The organism is Brenneria populi (genome assembly GCF_036016195.1).
Lineage (GTDB): Bacteria > Pseudomonadota > Gammaproteobacteria > Enterobacterales > Enterobacteriaceae > Brenneria > Brenneria populi.
Window position 1 is genome coordinate 127,261 of sequence record NZ_JAYWTM010000014.1, and the last position, 14,430, is coordinate 141,690.

16 protein-coding genes are annotated in these 14,430 nt (G+C 56.9%); 11 read left to right on the forward strand and 5 right to left on the reverse strand.

Features of this window, described 5'->3' with window-relative positions:
* Positions 1-2: 2 nt before the first annotated feature.
* From VSX58_RS14670 to trpS, 11 genes are all read left to right on the forward strand, one after another.
* On the forward strand, positions 3-569 hold the full coding sequence (locus VSX58_RS14670) for a PilN domain-containing protein (RefSeq protein WP_327618741.1): 567 nt from the start codon (positions 3-5) through the stop codon (positions 567-569).
* On the forward strand, positions 532-1,104 hold the full coding sequence (locus tag VSX58_RS14675; RefSeq protein WP_327618742.1) for a hypothetical protein: 573 nt from the start codon (positions 532-534) through the stop codon (positions 1,102-1,104). The genes VSX58_RS14670 and VSX58_RS14675 overlap by 38 nt, the downstream gene beginning before the upstream one ends.
* Entirely contained in the window at positions 1,097-1,552 is a 456-nt protein-coding gene (locus tag VSX58_RS14680) for a HofP DNA utilization family protein (protein WP_327618743.1), read from the forward strand. Before VSX58_RS14675 ends, VSX58_RS14680 begins: the two co-directional genes overlap by 8 nt.
* 63 nt (positions 1,553-1,615) lie before the next feature.
* On the forward strand, positions 1,616-2,863 hold the full coding sequence (hofQ, locus tag VSX58_RS14685) for a DNA uptake porin HofQ (protein WP_327618777.1): 1,248 nt from the start codon (positions 1,616-1,618) through the stop codon (positions 2,861-2,863).
* A gap of 457 nt (positions 2,864-3,320) precedes the next feature.
* Complete coding sequence (gene aroK / locus VSX58_RS14690) at positions 3,321-3,842, forward strand: shikimate kinase AroK (RefSeq protein ID WP_239784401.1); 522 nt, start codon at positions 3,321-3,323, stop codon at positions 3,840-3,842.
* Between the two features lie 52 nt (positions 3,843-3,894).
* Entirely contained in the window at positions 3,895-4,980 is a 1,086-nt protein-coding gene (gene aroB, locus VSX58_RS14695; protein ID WP_327618744.1) for a 3-dehydroquinate synthase, read from the forward strand.
* Between the two features lie 148 nt (positions 4,981-5,128).
* Complete coding sequence (locus tag VSX58_RS14700; RefSeq protein ID WP_327618745.1) at positions 5,129-6,109, forward strand: SPOR domain-containing protein; 981 nt, start codon at positions 5,129-5,131, stop codon at positions 6,107-6,109.
* 79 nt (positions 6,110-6,188) lie between these two features.
* Positions 6,189-7,001, forward strand: a complete 813-nt coding sequence (gene dam / locus VSX58_RS14705; RefSeq protein WP_327613785.1) for an adenine-specific DNA-methyltransferase — start codon at positions 6,189-6,191, stop codon at positions 6,999-7,001.
* 252 nt (positions 7,002-7,253) lie between these two features.
* Positions 7,254-7,931, forward strand: coding sequence for a ribulose-phosphate 3-epimerase (rpe, locus tag VSX58_RS14710; RefSeq protein ID WP_327618746.1), 678 nt, complete (start codon positions 7,254-7,256; stop codon positions 7,929-7,931).
* Complete coding sequence (locus VSX58_RS14715) at positions 7,924-8,643, forward strand: phosphoglycolate phosphatase (RefSeq protein ID WP_327618747.1); 720 nt, start codon at positions 7,924-7,926, stop codon at positions 8,641-8,643. The genes rpe and VSX58_RS14715 overlap by 8 nt, the downstream gene beginning before the upstream one ends.
* Positions 8,640-9,644 carry a tryptophan--tRNA ligase gene (trpS, locus tag VSX58_RS14720; protein ID WP_327613782.1) on the forward strand — a complete coding sequence of 335 codons (1,005 nt, stop codon included), beginning with the start codon at positions 8,640-8,642 and terminating at the stop codon, positions 9,642-9,644. Before VSX58_RS14715 ends, trpS begins: the two co-directional genes overlap by 4 nt.
* A 96-nt stretch (positions 9,645-9,740) precedes the next feature.
* On the opposite strand, the gene VSX58_RS14725 is transcribed toward trpS, so the two are convergent.
* The 5 genes from VSX58_RS14725 to VSX58_RS14745 are packed head-to-tail and all read right to left on the reverse strand — an operon-like array spanning position 9,741 to position 14,383.
* Positions 9,741-11,195, reverse strand: a complete 1,455-nt coding sequence (locus VSX58_RS14725; RefSeq protein ID WP_327618748.1) for a M20 family metallopeptidase — start codon at positions 11,193-11,195, stop codon at positions 9,741-9,743.
* Between the two features lie 59 nt (positions 11,196-11,254).
* A complete protein-coding gene (locus tag VSX58_RS14730) occupies positions 11,255-12,124 on the reverse strand; it encodes a transporter substrate-binding domain-containing protein (protein ID WP_327618749.1) in 870 nt (289 codons plus the stop codon).
* Between the two features lie 47 nt (positions 12,125-12,171).
* Complete coding sequence (locus VSX58_RS14735) at positions 12,172-12,936, reverse strand: ABC transporter ATP-binding protein (protein WP_327618750.1); 765 nt, start codon at positions 12,934-12,936, stop codon at positions 12,172-12,174.
* Positions 12,933-13,667 (reverse strand): ABC transporter permease, encoded by a 735-nt coding sequence (locus VSX58_RS14740; RefSeq protein ID WP_327618751.1) that lies wholly within the window; start codon positions 13,665-13,667, stop codon positions 12,933-12,935. Before VSX58_RS14740 ends, VSX58_RS14735 begins: the two co-directional genes overlap by 4 nt.
* Complete coding sequence (locus VSX58_RS14745; RefSeq protein ID WP_327618752.1) at positions 13,667-14,383, reverse strand: ABC transporter permease; 717 nt, start codon at positions 14,381-14,383, stop codon at positions 13,667-13,669. The genes VSX58_RS14740 and VSX58_RS14745 overlap by 1 nt, the downstream gene beginning before the upstream one ends.
* Positions 14,384-14,430 lie beyond the last annotated feature (47 nt).

A 14,430-nucleotide genomic window follows, 5' to 3' on the forward strand; every position in this document is an offset into this window, starting at 1 on the left:
ACATGCAACTGGTTAATCTTCTGCCCTGGCGCAGGCAGCGGTTACGCCGGCGCGCGCGCCGCTGGCTGGCGTTATTGCTGCTGCAACTGACATTGGCCGCTATCGCGCTCGCCGGTTTTTATTGGTTTTGGCACCAGCAACGGCTGATATTGCAACGCGAACTGAGCGACCTGGCGGCGCAGCAGCGGCGATTAACGCTGCAACATCAGCAAACTCGCCTGATGTGGCATCGGCTGCGCGATTATCAGGCGCAGCGCGACGCCGACGAGGCGGCGCTTCGCCACAACCGGCGTTATCTGAATCTGCTGGAGCAACTGGGGGCGATGGCGCCTAAAGGCCTCTGGCTGACGGAGCTCGCCGATCGCGGCGATAGCATGCTGATTTCCGGGCTGAGCGCAAACGATAGCGATATTACCGGGCTGAATCGTTCGCTGGCCCGCCATCCCGATCTGGCGCGGGTTCGGGTACTCCAGGCTCGGCGCCAGAATGACCGGACGCCGCTGCTCTTTTCGCTTCAGGCGGATTGGGCGCTTGCCGACTCAACAACGGACGGGCGCGCCGGTGATTAACCTGATACTTAATTGGCCGGGGTGGGGGAGTAAACCGCTGTGGGCGTTGACGGCGGCGCAGGTCATATTGGTCGGCGTTTTTTCGCTACTCGGCACGGCGCTGCTTCCGGCGGCGGAGCAGCGGCGAACGGCGCAGGTTGAGCAAATGATTGCCGAGCGGCGCGCCGCGATACGGCATATGCAGCAACAGCTGGACGCCATGCCCCCTTTCGCCGCATTGAAAATGCAGTTGGCGGAGCGGGAAAAGGAAAAAACCTTATCTCATGAGGATATGCCGTTGGCCGCCGCACCCTTGTCGCGATCCGGCGCGCTGTTGCTCTCCTGGCGGCCCTCGCCCCGTCAGAATAGCCATAGTGCCTGGCTAGTAACCTTTCGCGCCGACTATCAGGGGGCGCTGCAGGTGTTGCGCAACTATATCGCGCTGCCGTATGTGCTACGGATCGAGGGATTGGCGATGAGGTCGGCAGAAGAGGGGCTGCATATAGAAATGAGTCTGATGAAACCGACGGCGGAACGGAGGCAGGAAATTGAGTAGAACGGCGCAGGGCCGCTTTATTCTGGCGTTTATCGCTTTATGCGCCATCACCTCGACCGACGCGCGGACGGCCGTCCGGGATCCCTTCCAGCCGGTACTTGCCGCCGATTGCGCCTCGATTGAGGTTACGCGGCGCTGGCGACTCAAGGGCGTGATCGGCTCCGGCCAGACGTGGGTGGGGTGGTTGGCGCAAATGGAAAACGGCTGGCAGCGGTTAACGACGGGGACGGTGATCCCGCCGGGAGACTGGCAGGTCAGCCGTTTGGACAAGTCCGGCGCCACCTTGACGGCGGTGGTTCGCAATGAACGCTGTGCCGGCGCGCCGGCAGAGATTTCCATGGCGTCGCCTTTCGTTAAAAAAACGCCGGGAGCGTTTTTCAACGTCGCTGGCGACGGTCCGGAGGGCGCCGGGCAGGAAGCCCGTCATAAAAAAACGCCTGCGCAATAGGAAAAATGCTGTGGAATCGAATTTGGAACAGGGAGTGTTATGGCGATGCGAATGATGAAGAAAATGCCGATCCCGGCTCTGTCGCTTGCTGTTTGCATCGCGGCGCAGGCGCAGAGCGATGCGCCGGTCTCCATGGCATTCGATGAGGCGCCGATACAGCGGGTATTGCAGGCTCTGGCGGATCATCGGCGGCTAAACGTGGTCGTGGCGCCGGGCGTGGAAGGCACGATTAGCCTGCGACTATCGGAAGTGCCCTGGCGGCAGGCGCTGGATATCGTCTTGCAGATGGGGCAGCTTGGGGTGGAGCGGCAGGGTAATGTACTGCTGGTGTATCCCGCGTCCCACTTCGACATCTTGCAGCAGCAAAAAGAGGCGCGTCTTGCTCAGCAGGCGCAAAGAGAGCCATTGAGCAATCTTTCCGTTTCGCTGCGCTACGCCGATGCGGCGGAGATCGCCGCCAGCGTCCAGGCTCAGCGCGCAGCGCTGCTTACCGATCGGGGGAGCGTTACCGTGGATAAGCGCACCAATACCTTGCTGCTCCGCGATACGGCCGCGGCGCTGGAGCAGTTGAAGCTGTGGATGAGCGAGCTGGATTTGCCGCTGTCGCAGGTACAGCTTGCGGCGCATATCGTGACCATCAGCAGCGAAAACCTGCAGGAGCTGGGGGTCAACTGGGGGCTGGGCGCGGGCGAAAAAACCAATAAAGCGCTGCGGTTGAACAATTTTAATATCAGCTTGCCGATAGAGACGCCCGCGATCAACGCGGGTTTTCATCTGGCGCGGCTGAACGGACGCCTGCTTGAGCTGGAGCTTATGGCGTTAGAGCAGGAAAATCAGGTGGAAATCATCGCCAGTCCCCGTCTGCTTACCGCTCATCAGCAAACCGCCAGCATTAAGCAGGGAACGGAGATTCCCTATCAGGTATCCAGCGGCGCCAGCGGCTCCACCTCGATCGAATTTAAAGAGGCGGTCTTGGGGATGGAGGTGACGCCAAGCATTCTGCGGGGCGGGCGCATCACCATGAATCTGAAGATCAGTCAAAACATGCCGGGGCAGACGATAAAACAGAGCGATAACGGCGAGGCGCTGGCGATAGATAAGCAGGAAATACAAACCCAGGTCACCGTCGCCGATGGCGAAACCATCGTGCTGGGCGGGATATTTCAGCGGCAGAAAAGCCGTATCGACAGTCAGGTTCCGGCATTGGGCGATATTCCCGTGCTCGGCCATTTGTTCAAAAATAGTACGCGGCGGGATACCCGTCGGGAACTGGTTATTTTTATTACGCCGACCCTGATTCCGCCAGGATAAAGGATAATACGCGGCAGGATTTTCATCGGATCGGCGCAACATTTTAGTTGATTCGTGTCTTCTAAGTTTGACGCTGCGGCAGATTTAGCTTACAAGGGTTAGCGAATTGAGCACAGAAGTGTTGTTCCACCGAAAATGTCGATAAAACATACGCCATACGCTAAATAGTTCGAGTTGCAGCCTGGCGGCAAACAAAACAATCTCCGGGCGCCGAGTAGGCGATGCGCCTGGCTTTGGCGCGTGAAGCCGGTATGGATGCCACTTGAATCATGGCGCTATATTTCCCCCTGCGGGGCGCGTGACATTTTATTCGGTTGCCAAACTACCCTGAGTATTGAGATAATTTTTTGTCTGATTCTCGCACTATCGCTCATGAGGTTTCAGTTTAGGTCCCGCCGCTGGGTTGATTGGCGGGGCGGGTTATCATTAACGAATTGTCTTAGTAATACCAAAAAACATGGCAGAGAAACGCAATATCTTTCTGGTTGGGCCTATGGGTGCCGGCAAAAGCACTATTGGCCGTCAGTTAGCTCAGCAACTCAATATGGAGTTTTTCGACTCCGATCAAGAAATTGAGCGACGCACCGGGGCTGATGTGGGCTGGGTATTCGATGTGGAAGGCGAAGAAGGCTTCCGCGATCGTGAAGAGAAAGTCATTAATGAACTGACGGAAAAGCAGGGCATCGTGCTGGCGACAGGCGGCGGCTCCGTCAAATCACGCGAGACGCGCAACCGTCTTTCGGCGCGTGGGGTGGTCGTTTATCTGGAAACGACGATTGAGAAACAGCTGGCCCGCACGCAGCGCGATAAGAAACGTCCGCTACTTCAAGTTGAGGCGCCTCCGCGCGCGGTTCTCGAAGAGTTGGCGAGAGAGCGGAATCCGCTGTATGAGGAGATCGCCGACATCACCATCCGAACCGATGAACAAAGCGCTAAGGTCGTTGCTAACCAGATTATCAATATGCTGGAAAGTAACTGAGTATAATACATCATCTGCGTGACGCAGGTTTTGAACAGGTTATTAAACGAGCATGGAAAGAATTACCGTAACATTAGCCGAACGAAGTTATCCTATCTCGATAGCCGCCGGATTGTTTAATGACTCGGCTTCTTTTATGCCGTTGAAAGCCGGGGATCAGGCCATGCTGGTGACCAACCAGACATTGGCCCCCCTCTACCTTGAACATGTTCGCCGCGTGCTGGAGCAAAATGGCGTGCGTGTCGATCAGGTTGTGTTGCCTGACGGCGAAAAATATAAATCCCTGACCGTACTGGATCAGGTGTTTACCGCGTTGCTGACCAAACCCCACGGCCGTGATACGACGATCGTCGCCTTAGGCGGCGGGGTGATTGGCGATTTGGCCGGTTTCGCCGCGGCCAGCTATCAGCGCGGCGTGCGTTTTATCCAGGTGCCGACAACGCTGTTGGCGCAGGTTGATTCTTCCGTCGGCGGTAAAACCGCGGTGAATCACCCGCTGGGTAAAAACATGATCGGCGCCTTCTACCAGCCGGCATCGGTGGTGATCGATCTGAATTGCCTGAAAACCTTGCCCGCGCGGGAGCTATCGTCCGGGCTGGCGGAAGTCATTAAGTACGGCGTCATTCTGGATCGCGATTTCTTTCTCTGGCTGGAAGAGCATATCGAAGCCCTGCGGGCTTTGGATCATAACGCGCTGGCTTACTGTATTCGCCGCTGCTGTGAACTGAAAGCCGCGGTGGTCGCCGCCGATGAACGCGAAAGCGGCATGCGGGCGTTGCTCAACCTCGGGCATACCTATGGTCATGCCATCGAAGCGGAAATGGGATACGGCAACTGGCTGCACGGCGAAGCGATTGCCGCGGGTATGGTGATGGCCGCGCACGCCGCCCGGCGTCTCGGGCAGTTTTCGGCCGACGACGTCGCGCGCGTTACTTCTCTGCTGGTTCGCGCCGGTCTGCCGGTTAGCGGACCGGCGCGCATGTCGCCGGAATCCTATCTTCCCCATATGATGCGCGATAAGAAGGTGTTGGCCGGCGAACTGCGCCTCGTGCTGCCGACGTCCATCGGCCACGCCGAGATTCGCGGCGGCGTAGCTCACGATCTCGTGCTGGCGTCAATAACTGATTGTCTTGCTTAAGCGCTCTTCTTTTTTTGTTAACGGCAAATGTGTTAACGACAGATAAGTGCTGATGGTTTATGGTTAATAAAATACAATGCGTTATGAATTGATAATTCGCTCTGGGGATGATGTGGCGAATTTTAGCTTTGCAGTTGGGGGGTTTTAAATGGATGAGTTTAAGCCGGAAGATGAGCTGAAGCCTGATACCAGTGACCGTCGACCAACACGTCAGCAAAAAAGAAGCAGCAGTTTTTCCGTACCGAAAATCACGCTTTCCAGACAACACCTGATGATTGGCATCGGGGTACTGGTGCTGCTGTTGCTGATCGTGGGTATCGGTTCCGCTTTACGAGCGCCTTCTCATCCTCAGACTTCTCAGCCGCAGAACCAACCCGCCGGCGAAAAGAATATCGATCTCTCCTCATCGACGCCTTTATCGCAGGGGGCGGAAACCGCGACGCCCGTGGATGATTCCGCCGCCGCCACTGCCGGCCAGCAGCCGCAAACGCTGAGCGCGCCGCCTATTTCCAGCACGCCGACGCAGGCTCAGCCTCAGCCTCCGGTAAGCGGTCAGCAGCGTGTCGAGCTGCCGGGCAATATCACCGACGCGCTTTCGCAGCAGCAGGGGCGTGTCAACGACCTTTCCCAGGGTTCTACGGGCGCGGTCTCCACGTCGCCGGCGGCTCCGCCGCGGCAGACGCCGCCGCCGGCCAAAGCGTCGGCGCACGGCAACGGCGGCAGTGCCGCCGCCGCGCATAGCAGCCATCCGGCGCCCGCGGCGAGCAAACCGGCGGCGGCGAATGCGCCGAAAGCCGTCGCATCAGCCGCGGCGAATAAGCCCGCGCCGACCGCTTCCGCCGGCGCGGGGAGTTCGATTCAGAATGCCCCGGCCAGCCACTTTACTCTGCAACTGAGCGGCGCTTCGCGCCCGGATACGTTGAAGGCCTATGCGAAACAGCATAATTTGGCCCATTCGTGGGTTTACGAGACCAAACGCGACGGAAAATCCTGGTATGTGCTGGTGACCGGCGTTTATGCTTCCTCTGCGGAAGCGAAGCAGGCGATAGCAGCGCTACCTGCTGATGTGCAAGCGAAAAAACCATGGGTTAAGCCGATCCGTCAGGTGAAGCAGGACTTGAATAAGTAACGTCAATTTTAGCCCTGATGTGCTGTCTGACACAGAGTACAATCCGCGGCTCTGAAAAGTATGAGTAACTAACGACGGCATGAAAAAAAACCGCGCTTTTTTAAAATGGGCTGGTGGTAAATATCCGCTGGTGGAAGAGATTCGTCGCTACTTACCCGCAGGAAACTGCCTGATTGAGCCGTTTGTCGGCGCGGGTTCCGTATTTCTGAATACAGAGTACGACAGCTATATATTGGCCGATATTAATAGCGATTTGATTAATCTTTATAATATCGTCAAGTCAAATGCGGACGACTTTATTCGCGACTCGCGCAAGCTTTTTACTGATGAAGTGAATACGTCAGAGACTTTCTATTCGCTGCGCGAAGAGTTTAACCTTTGCACCGACGCCTATCGGCGGGCGGTGCTGTTTCTTTACCTCAATCGTCATTGCTATAACGGCCTGTGCCGCTACAACCTGCGCGGCGAGTTTAACGTACCGTTTGGCCGCTATAAAAAACCGTATTTTCCGGAAGAGGAGATTCGGTGGTTCGCTTTTAAGGCCAGAAGCGCAACTTTTGTTTGCGAGCACTACCAGCAGACGTTGACTAAAGCCGAGTTCGGTTCGGTTGTCTATTGCGATCCTCCCTACGCGCCATTGTCCGCCACCGCGAACTTTACGGCGTATCACACCAATAATTTTAATGCCGTCGATCAGCAGAATCTGGCCCGGCTGGCCCATCGTCTGTCGGCTGAAAACCAGATCCCGGTGCTGATTTCCAATCACGATACGCTGCTGACCCGGGAGTGGTATCAGGATGCGTCTTTATATGTGGTAAAAGCGCGCCGGACGATCAGCCGCAATATTTTGGGACGGAGTAAAGTCAACGAGCTTTTAGCCTTATATTGTTGATAACGGTATTGTTGATCGCGGTTATATGAATCAGGTCGCAACCGGTTGTAAGCTGAGCGGCGTGGTCAAGCGATCGGCCGAGTGCCGGTTGTTCAAAAGCGCGCATACCCGGTAGATTTCAGGCCGCGGACGGACTCATACGCCCGCGGATTGAAAAATGAGGTATGGTTTAGAAACCATCGCTGAACGGGATGAGGGATAAACAGGCATCTCAGGCAGCAGGAATTCAGACTTTATCGTTTGGAGAAGCGAATGAAACCGTTTTTAATCGCCCCGTCTATTCTGTCGGCTGATTTTGCCCGTCTTGGCGAAGATACCGCTAACGCGCTGTCGGCCGGCGCCGACGTGGTTCACTTCGATGTAATGGATAACCACTATGTGCCGAATCTGACGATCGGCCCGCTGGTGCTGAAGTCGCTGCGGGATTATGGCATTACGGCGCCGATCGACGTGCATTTGATGGTGAAGCCGGTCGACCGCATTATTCCTGACTTCGCCCAGGCGGGCGCCAGTTTCATTACGTTTCATCCCGAAGCTTCAGATCACGTCGATCGCTCGCTGCAGCTGATCAAAGATCACGGCTGCAAGACCGGTCTGGTTTTCAACCCGGCGACCCCGCTCAGCTATCTTGATTATGTTATGGATAAGCTGGACATTATTTTGCTGATGTCGGTTAACCCCGGGTTCGGCGGCCAGTCATTTATCCCCTCTACGTTCGATAAGCTGCGGCAGGTGCGTAAGCTGATTGACGACAGCGGCTATGATATCCGCCTGGAGGTGGATGGCGGCGTCAAGGTGGACAATATCGGCGCGATTGCGGCGGCGGGCGCGGATATGTTTGTCGCGGGCTCGGCGATTTTCAGCCAGCCTGACTATCGCGCGGTCATCGATCGGATGCGCGGCGAACTGGCGAAGGTGACGAATGAATAATACGACGTCCGGCGAAAATCTGTCCATTCGGGGCGTGGCGTTCGATCTGGACGGCACCTTGATTAACAGCGCGCCGGGATTGGCCGCCGCCATCGATTTGGCGCTGCAGGCGGACGCTCTGCCCGCGGCGGGCGAGGCGCGGGTTGCCGCCTGGATCGGCAACGGCGCCGATGTGCTGGTCGAACGCGCCTTGAAATGGGCCGGCGTGGAACCGACGCCGCAGCGTATCCGCGATACCCGCGAGGCGTTCGACCGCTATTATGCGCAAACGGTCGATAGCGGCAGCAAGCTCTATCCCCAGGTAAAAGAGACGCTGGCCCAACTGGCCGCGCAGGGGGTGCCGATGGCGATAGTGACCAACAAGCCGACGCCGTTTGTCGCGCCTTTACTGGCATCGCTGGGCATCGACGCCTATTTTTCCCTTATTATCGGCGGTGATGACGTCATCGCTAAAAAACCGCATCCGGCTCCCCTCTATCTGGTATTGGGCAAGCTCGGACTGCGCGCGCATGAGTTGCTGTTCGTCGGCGATTCTCGCAATGATATTCAGGCATCCCAGGCCGCCGGCTGTCCCTGCGTCGGTATGACCTACGGATATAACTATGGTGAAGCGATCGCGCTGAGTCATCCGGATAGGGTGCTGGACCGTTTTGCCGATTTGTTGCCCATTGTCGGGGCGTCATCTTCAAAAAATCAGGAAGCATTAGTATGAGCAAGCCCATTGTATTTAGCGGAGCACAACCGTCTGGTGAACTGACCATAGGCAACTACATGGGCGCGTTACGTCAGTGGGTCAATATGCAGGATGACTATGATTGCATCTACTGCATCGTCGACCTGCACGCCATCACCGTGCGTCAGGATGCGCAGCAGTTGAGAAAAGCCTCGCTGGATACGCTGGCGCTCTATCTGGCCTGCGGCATCGATCCGCAAAAGAGCACCATCTTCGTGCAGTCGCATGTTCCCGAGCATACCCAACTGAGCTGGGTGCTGAACTGCTACACCTATTTCGGCGAGCTGAGCCGTATGACGCAGTTTAAAGATAAATCCGCGCGTTATGCCGAGAATATCAACGCCGGTCTGTTCGATTACCCGGTGCTGATGGCGGCCGATATTCTGCTATATCAAACCGCGCAGGTGCCGGTGGGCGAAGATCAGAAACAGCACCTGGAGCTGAGCCGCGATATTGCCCAGCGTTTTAACTCGCTCTACGGCGATGTCTTCAAGGTTCCCGAACCCTTTATTCCGCCGTCGGGCGCTCGGGTGATGTCTTTGCTGGAGCCGACTAAAAAAATGTCCAAATCGGACGATAACCGCAATAACGTCATCGGGCTGCTGGAAGATCCTAAATCGGTGGTGAAGAAAATCAAACGCGCGGTGACGGACTCGGATGAGCCGCCCGTCGTTCGTTATGACGTGGTGAATAAGGCGGGGGTTTCCAACCTGCTGGATATTCTTTCCGCGGTCACGGGGAAAACCATCGCCGAACTGGAACAGGAGTTCAGCGGGCAGATGTATGGTCATCTGAAAGGCGCGGTGGCCGATGCGGTATCCGGCATGCTGACGGATTTGCAGGCGCGCTACCACCACTTTCGCAATGACGAGGCGCTGTTGCAGCAAATCATGCGCGACGGCGCGGAGAAAGCCAGCGCGCGAGCGCAGGAAACGTTGCGGAAAGTGTATGATGCGGTCGGGTTTGTCGGCCGTCCGTAACCATCGCGCTTAAGACGAAAAAAAGGCCGGTGATATTCTCCGGCCTTTTTGTTGTCGCTCTTAAACCACCTCCTATGGAGGTGGTGATCGTTTCCGTCACTTCGGCAGCGGTGGGAAGACATCCTCCGGGATGGGATTCTCAAACGGCGTTTGCCGCAATTGAGCGTCGAGATCGGCCTTCGCCTGCGCAATTAATTTCGGCGTTGTCAGCAGATCTATCGCCAGCGAGGCCATCGCCCTGGCGGCATATTCCATTCCTTTGTGCGCCGCCGCCGCTTTCCCCTGGGCGACCAACTGCCATGAGTGGGCCGGCGTGCCGATGGCGTAGGTCGCCGCGCGGATCTGCACGGTCGGCACCACCCAGCTTACCGTCCCGACGTCCGTCGAGCCGATAAAGGCGGGGTCGGGGCTATAAAGCGGATAAATGCCTTCATGCAGCGCCTGCCCAGGCTGAGGTTTCAGTCCGAAACGGGCGTAAGAGTTGGTGATATCTTCCGTCGTCATCGCCGCTTGGAATTTCGCGGCGAGCTGACGGTCTTGTTCGTCGAACGCAATCGGACCCAGCGCCAGCAAATGCTCATGCATCCGATGCTCCAGGGGCGCGTTGCCGAGCAGATTGGCATCCCCGCTGAGCACTTCATGGCTGACCGCGGTCTCCGTCATCAGCGCGGCGCCTTCGGCGATTTTTTTCACCCGGTTCACTAACTGATGCAGCTCCGGCAGTTGCCGGGCTCGCACCAGGTAGCGGACGGTGGCGTTGGCCTGCACCACATTGGGCGCATGGCCGCCGCTGTCGGTAATCGCGTAATGCACGCGGGCGGAAGAGGGCATATGCTCGCGCATATAGTTGACGCCGACGTTCATCAGCTCCACCGCGTCCAGCGCGCTGCGTCCCAGATGCGGGCTGCTGGCGGCGTGGGAGGCGCGGCCTTTAAAGTAGAAGTTCAGTTCGTTGCAGGCCAGCGACGCCGGGCTATTCACCCCGGTAAACGCCGCAGGGTGCCAGCAGATGGCGATATCCACATCGTCAAACACGCCGGCTTTTACCATAAAGCCCTTGGATGAGCCGCCTTCTTCCGCGGGACAGCCGTAAAAGCGAACGGTGCCCGGCAGATTATGCTGTCGCAGGTAATCTTTAACCGCGGTCGCCGCCTGTAGCGACGCGCTGCCCAGCAGGTTGTGTCCGCAGCCGTGTCCATTGCCGCCATTTTCCAACGGCCTGGGTTCGGCGACGTTCGCCGCCTGGCTTAGGCCCGGTAAGGCATCATATTCGCCCAGGATGGCGATAACCGGCGAGCCCGAGCCATATTCGCCCAGCAACGCGGTGGGCATGCCGGCGATGCCGGTCGTCAGACGGAATCCTTCCGCTTGCAACACGGCCTCGTGCCGCGCGGCGGAGCGGCGCTCCTCATAGTTCAGCTCCGGCGTATCCCAGATAGCGTCGCTGAGCGTGCAGAATTGTTGTCGTTTCGCCGCGATCAATGCGCAGATCTCTTCTACGATGTTTGGGTCGATCGGCGGCAATGTCTCTTCAGTTTGTGTCGCATTCATTTAGGTAGACTCGTTTCTCGCTGGGTAATAAATATGGATTGTGCGATCGCTGAGAGAACTCAGAGCGGCGCGGTATCCATACCAAACCACTTTTCACTCAGCGTTTTCAGCGTGCCGTCGTTTTTCGCTTTCTCAATCGCCGAGTTAAACAGGGCGGTTAATTCCGGATCGGATTTACGCAGGCCGACCGATGAGCCGCTGCCCAGAATGCCGCCGACAAACTGTGGTCCAGGCAGAACGATACTTTCGTTGCCCGGTTTTTGGGTGACGCCGGTCAGGTAAGCCGCCGACGCGATCACCAAATCCACGCGTCCTGCTTTCAGATCGAGATCTTGCTCTTGCGTGGTTTTATACTCACGTACGGTCATTACGCCTTTGAAATATTTATCCAGGAAGGTGCTGGCGATTGAAGCGGACTGTACGCCTATGGTTTTGCCTTTCAGCAGCGGCTTCAGTTTTTCAATTTCCGCCAATGTCGCCGCTTCGTTTTCCGGTTTCATCGAGAAGCGTTTGCCCATATCCGGCATTTCTTTGGCCAACGGGCTGGATTTCAAGGTTGCAAAGGTTTGTCCGGCCTGGGTATATGGCTGGCTGAAGTCGATCACTTCACGACGTTTGTCGGTGGCGGACATCCCGGAGATGATGGCGTCGAACTTACCTGCGTTCAGCGCAGGAATCGAGCTGGTAAATGGCTGCACCATCATTTCGCACTTCACCTGCATGTTGTCGCACAGCACTTTGTACAGATCGATTTCAAAACCGTCTAGCGTGCCGTCCGGCTTGGTGAAGTTATAAGGGTAGTATGCTCCCTCGGTGGCGAGCCGTACAGTGGTCCATTTCTTCTCCGCGGCGGACGCGCTGAATGCGGCGATCAGCGTGCTTGCCAGGCACAGTGAACAGGCGATGGTTTTTAATTTTGATTTCAACATAAAGATCTTCTCCCGGTGTAAATAGCTTTAATAATGGGTTTGTTACATTACCAACTGGCGATAAATTGACGGAAACGGGCCGACTGGCTGGCGGTGAAAACCTGTTCCGGCGTTCCCTGTTCCTCGATGGCGCCCTGATGCAAAAAGACCACGCGATTAGAGACTTCGCGGGCGAAGTCCATCTCATGGGTGACGACCAGCATGGTCATCCCTTCATCGGCCAGCGCGCGCATAACGCGCAAAACTTCGCCGACCAGCTCCGGATCGAGCGCGGAGGTCGGTTCGTCAAACAGCATGACTTTCGGCGCCATGGCCAAGGCGCGAGCGATGGCCGCCCGCTGCTGCTGGCCGCCGGAGAGGTGGGCGGGGTAATAATGTTGTTTATCGGCCAGCCCTACTTTTTCCAGCAGGTGCCGGGCGTGCTCCACGCACTCCGCGTGCGGGCGTTTTAATACGTGCACCGGCGCTTCGATCACGTTCTCCAATACGGTTTTATGCGACCACAGATTGAAGTTCTGAAATACCATCCCGAGCCGTGAACGTATGCGTTCGATCTGCTTGAGGTTGGACGGGCGGCTCTGCCCCTTGCGATTGGTTTGCATGGCGATCGTCTCGCCGTCGACGATGATTTCGCCCCGATCGGGCAGCTCCAACATATTGATGCAGCGCAATAAGGTGGATTTTCCCGAACCGGACGAACCGAGAATGGAAACCACCTCTCCCTGGTTGGCATCAAGAGAGATCCCTTTCAACACTTCCAGAGAGTCGAAGCTTTTATGAATGTTTCGCAGGCTAATCGCTGGCGTGGTCATTGGATATCTCCCAATTTCTTAATTTTTTTTGCCGTCGGCTGTGCGACAGGCGCGCGTAAGTGAGGCGTGACGCTATATTCCGCCCATATCAGCAGACGCGTCAGAATAAGGTTGATAAAGAGATAGATCGCGCCGGCGATCAGGAACACTTCGAGCGCCCGGTAAGTTTCAGAGATGATGCGCGCCGCGATGCCGGTAATTTCCATCAGCGTAATAATGGACGCTAATGACGTGGATTTGATCATGGAGATCAATTCATTGCCGTAAGCGGGCAGCGCCTGACGCAACGCCTGCGGAAAAATAACGCGTCTGAAAATCATCAGCGTCGGCATGCCGCAGGCGCGGGCGGCTTCGATCTGTCCTGCGGGGACGGACTGCAGTCCGCCGCGGATAATTTCGCTGGCGTAAGCGCCGGTACACAGGCTGAGGGACAGCAGCGCGCACCAATAAGGCTCGCGCAGCAACGGCCAGAGAACGCTTTCCCTGATCCAGGAGAATTGTCCCAGTCCGTAATAGATCAGGAATAGCTGCACCAGTAACGGCGTACCGCGAAAAAACAGCACATAGGTACGGGCGATGCCGCGTAGCACGGGGTTGCCGCCAATCTGCATTAACGCCAGGCCCAGCGCCAGAAAGAACCCGAGAAATACGGAGCCGATCGCCAGTTGCAGGGTTAAGGGAATACCGGGAATAATTTCCAGAAACGTTTCATAAATAAAAGAAAAATCCATCAGCGTTTCACACCCCGGGAATAATAGGCTTCCGTCCGGCGCATGATCCAGCCGGAACAGAGAGAGATAAGCAGATAAAGCATCGCCGCCGCCATAAAGAAATCAAACGGTTTGCCTGTCGAACCGGCGCCGGTCTGGGACTGGCTCAGCAGTTCGGCGACGCCGGTAACGGATACCAGGGCCGAGGCTTTCAACACCAATTGCCAAACGTTGCCCAGCGCGGGGAGCGCATGGCGCAGCAATAGCGGCATGATGATGCGCCGCAGGCGCAGCATGGTTGACATACCGCAGGCCTTGGCCGCTTCGATCTCGCCTTTGGATAAGGCGTAAAACGCGCCGCGGAACACTTCTGTCTGCTGCGCGCCGGAAGAGACGCCGACGGCGATAACCCCGGCGACAAAACCGGGAAGGCCCAAAAATTCATTGCTGCCGAATAGATTGGCGATCGTGGTTAACGCCGAACTGCCGCCGAAATAGAGCAAATAGATGATAAGCAGATCGGGCACGCCGCGTACGATCGTGGTGTAGGCGTCAGCCAGATAGCGCGCGGGACGGTTGCCGCAGATTTTCGCCCAGGCGCCGAGCGTGCCGATCAGCGCGCCAAGCAGAAACCCGCCGCACGCCAGCGCCAGCGTCATGCCCATACCGATCAGTAATAATTTTCCCCAGCCATTTTCACCAAAACTGATGAGTTGCCAGAAAGTCACTTCTTCCACAGATAGCTCCCAACGATTTATTGTTCCGATACCGATAGATACAGAAC

Excerpts from the sequence above, each read along its gene's own strand:
- VSX58_RS14670 (WP_327618741.1), top strand. The coding sequence starts at position 3 with ATGCAACTGGTTAATCTTCTGCCCTGGCGCAGGCAGCGGTTACGCCGG.
- hofQ (WP_327618777.1), top strand. The coding sequence starts at position 1,616 with ATGCCGATCCCGGCTCTGTCGCTTGCTGTTTGCATCGCGGCGCAGGCG.
- aroK (WP_239784401.1), top strand. The coding sequence starts at position 3,321 with ATGGCAGAGAAACGCAATATCTTTCTGGTTGGGCCTATGGGTGCCGGC.
- aroB (WP_327618744.1), top strand. The coding sequence starts at position 3,895 with ATGGAAAGAATTACCGTAACATTAGCCGAACGAAGTTATCCTATCTCG.
- VSX58_RS14700 (WP_327618745.1), top strand. The coding sequence starts at position 5,129 with ATGGATGAGTTTAAGCCGGAAGATGAGCTGAAGCCTGATACCAGTGAC.
- dam (WP_327613785.1), top strand. The coding sequence starts at position 6,189 with ATGAAAAAAAACCGCGCTTTTTTAAAATGGGCTGGTGGTAAATATCCG.
- rpe (WP_327618746.1), top strand. The coding sequence starts at position 7,254 with ATGAAACCGTTTTTAATCGCCCCGTCTATTCTGTCGGCTGATTTTGCC.
- VSX58_RS14715 (WP_327618747.1), top strand. The coding sequence starts at position 7,924 with ATGAATAATACGACGTCCGGCGAAAATCTGTCCATTCGGGGCGTGGCG.
- trpS (WP_327613782.1), top strand. The coding sequence starts at position 8,640 with ATGAGCAAGCCCATTGTATTTAGCGGAGCACAACCGTCTGGTGAACTG.
- VSX58_RS14725 (WP_327618748.1), bottom strand. The coding sequence starts at position 11,195 with ATGAATGCGACACAAACTGAAGAGACATTGCCGCCGATCGACCCAAAC.
- VSX58_RS14730 (WP_327618749.1), bottom strand. The coding sequence starts at position 12,124 with ATGTTGAAATCAAAATTAAAAACCATCGCCTGTTCACTGTGCCTGGCA.
- VSX58_RS14735 (WP_327618750.1), bottom strand. The coding sequence starts at position 12,936 with ATGACCACGCCAGCGATTAGCCTGCGAAACATTCATAAAAGCTTCGAC.
- VSX58_RS14740 (WP_327618751.1), bottom strand. The coding sequence starts at position 13,667 with ATGGATTTTTCTTTTATTTATGAAACGTTTCTGGAAATTATTCCCGGT.